Source organism: Rubneribacter badeniensis (assembly GCF_002899695.1).
GTDB lineage: Bacteria > Actinomycetota > Coriobacteriia > Coriobacteriales > Eggerthellaceae > Rubneribacter > Rubneribacter badeniensis.
In genome coordinates this window covers 1-2,448 of the sequence record NZ_PPEL01000154.1, presented here as the reverse complement: position 1 = coordinate 2,448, position 2,448 = coordinate 1, and the positions used below count along the sequence as shown (strand labels likewise).

The following is a 2,448-nucleotide window of genomic DNA, read 5'->3' as shown; positions in this document are numbered from 1 at the left end:
GGTACCGGGAGGGGAGGCTGAAGGCGTTCGACGAGGGAGGGCGCAAGGTGTACGATACGATAGCCGGCCGCAGGAGGCGGCTGGGGCTGGCCGCCTAGGCCGTCCGGAAAAACGTCCGCACCCCCCACCGCCCGACAAAAGCAGCGGAGATTGATATTTTTTCCGGCTTGCTGTTTTGCGCTGGTTGCGGACATAAGATGTATTACCAACAGGGCGTAAATATCGAGCCGCGCAGGTTTTCCTATTCTTGCGGCGCATGGCGCAACAGGGCAAGGACAGGCAGCGAGTGTACCTCTCATTATATCCGCAAAAACGTACTTCTTGATTTAGTGCTGGAAGATATGCGGCGGGTTTTGCAGTATGTTAAGGAACACGAACAGGACTTTATCTGTAAAGCTACCGAGTACGGCGACATGGAAGCGAGAAAGGCATTAGCGCAGCAGCAAAAGGAACTTTCCAAAGCACAGGCGCGTATGACCGAACTTGACACGCTTTTCCGCAAGCTGTACGAGGACAACGCATTAGGCAGACTGACAGATGAACGGTTTGTGTTTCTAACTTCCGGCTACGAGGACGAAAAGAAATCCCTTGCCGCAAGGATAGACGAGTTACAACAGCAGATCGCAACCGTTACCGAGCGAAAAAGGGATATATCAAGGTTTATTCAGATTGTCGGGAAATACAGCGACATACAGGAATTGACCTATGAAAACGTCCATGAGTTTATCGACCGTATTTTGATACATGAATTAGACCGGGAAACCAACACCCGGAAAATCGAAATCCATTACAGCTTTGTCGGACAGGTTGATACCGAGCAGGAGCCGACGCAAGTTGTCAACCATGACCGCCGTAACATGGTAGATGTAAAAAGTATCGCTATCTAACCCCAGCAAAATGTGTGCCGCGATCTCCGGCAGCTTCCCGCGTCCATGCAAACTCAATATCGGCGGTTTCCAGCCCGCAGCCGAAAGAGGACGCAAGCAGCTTCCCGTCTGTCTTTTCGGGATTTAAGATATAGTCTATCGCAGCCTTTAAGGTTGATTTAATAGGGTGCGTCTTTGTAACCGCCATATCTCGTCCACCGCCTTTTTAATGTCCTCTATATCCTGCCTGTAAACCGTCCCCGTCGCATTGGCGCGTTTTGCAATTTGGTTGATGTTCCGGCTCACCGCTTGCAGTTCCCGGATATATGCTTTTGTGTCGCTTCGGTCAACGACAAGAATATACCCGTCTATCGCCATTTTACGGAAGTATGCCCCATACTGCTTTATGGGAAGCTGCTTCATCTTCTCGTCGATCAGCCGCTTTTCTTCTTCCGTAACGTAAAACTTCATCTGTATATTTCTCTTTCGGTTTTCCATTTCCGCACCGCCTTTCGGTATAAGGGTTTGGGATTATCCCAACAAGCATTTTCCGCAAACGGGTACTCGTTTGCTGTGCTTGCTATCTACTTCATACCCCCACCGAAAGGCGGTATTTGTTGCGCGTTCCTTTGATTTTGGACGCAAAAAAAGATTGCAGCCGCCATGCGCTGCAATCTCCCGATTTCTCATATTGTGAGGTTAATCCTCTGCTTTTTCGACTTCCGTTATCTCCCTTGCTGTTGCGGTTACAATCCGTATGCCTTTATCGCTCATACCGTCCAGCAGCGCGTCAAGCTGCCGCCGCCCGGTGGATTTCTCCGCATTGCTGTTCGGGAAGAAAAATTGATCTACCGAAATATGATACCGGGTTACAAGGTCATAGAATACCTGTAAACTCGGCTGTTGTCCCTTGTTCTCGATATTCGCAAGGTAGCGCGGGGAAATATATAACTCGTCGCTTACCTTTTTGCGGCTCTCGCCGTATTCATTTCTCGCGGCTTTTATAGCTGCCCCGAAAGCCTTAAAGTCGTACAATGGTACGGGTCTTTTTGCCATTTTCATTCACCCTGTTACATTTTACAGTTCACCTTTCTTTTTGGATATGTCCACACAATTCATATCATTAGGTTAAATACTTCCTGTTGTGTATTGACAGTAGACTGATTTTCTGATAAAATAAAATTTATGTAAAAGGAGGCGGCGTTTATGTTGCATAGCATGCGTATTAGATAAGCATTGAAAAAAAGGATTTTCCCATTTACAACATGGGCTTTTTTGTCATGCTTATTTTGCGGATGCTATACAAAAAACTAACGACGTATAGATATAGTATAGACATAGTGCAAGCTATGCCTTAGTTTTGTTGTACTGCTCTGTGCATTATAAATGCAGGTCAATGCTCATGTTGAGGATTGACCTGCATTTTTTTGTGTAAAAAGGACGAGTGAAATATAATGCGGGGGTGCGGACGTTTTTCCGGACGGCCTAGGCGGCCAGCCCCAGCCGCCTCCTGCGGCCGGCTATCGTATCGTACACCTTGCGCCCTCCCTCGTCGAACGCCTTCAGCCTCCCCTCCCGGTAC

At 48.0% G+C, this 2,448-nt stretch carries 3 protein-coding genes; 1 reads left to right on the top strand and 2 read right to left on the bottom strand.

Going from position 1 to position 2,448, the window contains the following annotated elements; all coding sequences use genetic code 11:
- Nucleotides 1-167 precede the first annotated feature (167 nt).
- Nucleotides 168-887 carry a DUF4368 domain-containing protein gene (locus C2L80_RS13380; protein ID WP_476707486.1) on the top strand — a complete coding sequence of 240 codons (720 nt, stop codon included), beginning with the start codon at nucleotides 168-170 and terminating at the stop codon, nucleotides 885-887.
- A 147-nt stretch (nucleotides 888-1,034) separates the two neighbouring features.
- On the opposite strand, the gene C2L80_RS13370 is transcribed toward C2L80_RS13380, so the two are convergent.
- Nucleotides 1,035-1,364: a plasmid mobilization protein gene (locus tag C2L80_RS13370; RefSeq protein WP_002584958.1), complete on the bottom strand. Its 330-nt coding sequence runs from the start codon at nucleotides 1,362-1,364 to the stop codon at nucleotides 1,035-1,037.
- A 201-nt stretch (nucleotides 1,365-1,565) separates the two neighbouring features.
- A complete protein-coding gene (locus C2L80_RS13365) occupies nucleotides 1,566-1,901 on the bottom strand; it encodes a helix-turn-helix transcriptional regulator (protein WP_425458579.1) in 336 nt (111 codons plus the stop codon).
- Nucleotides 1,902-2,448 lie beyond the last annotated feature (547 nt).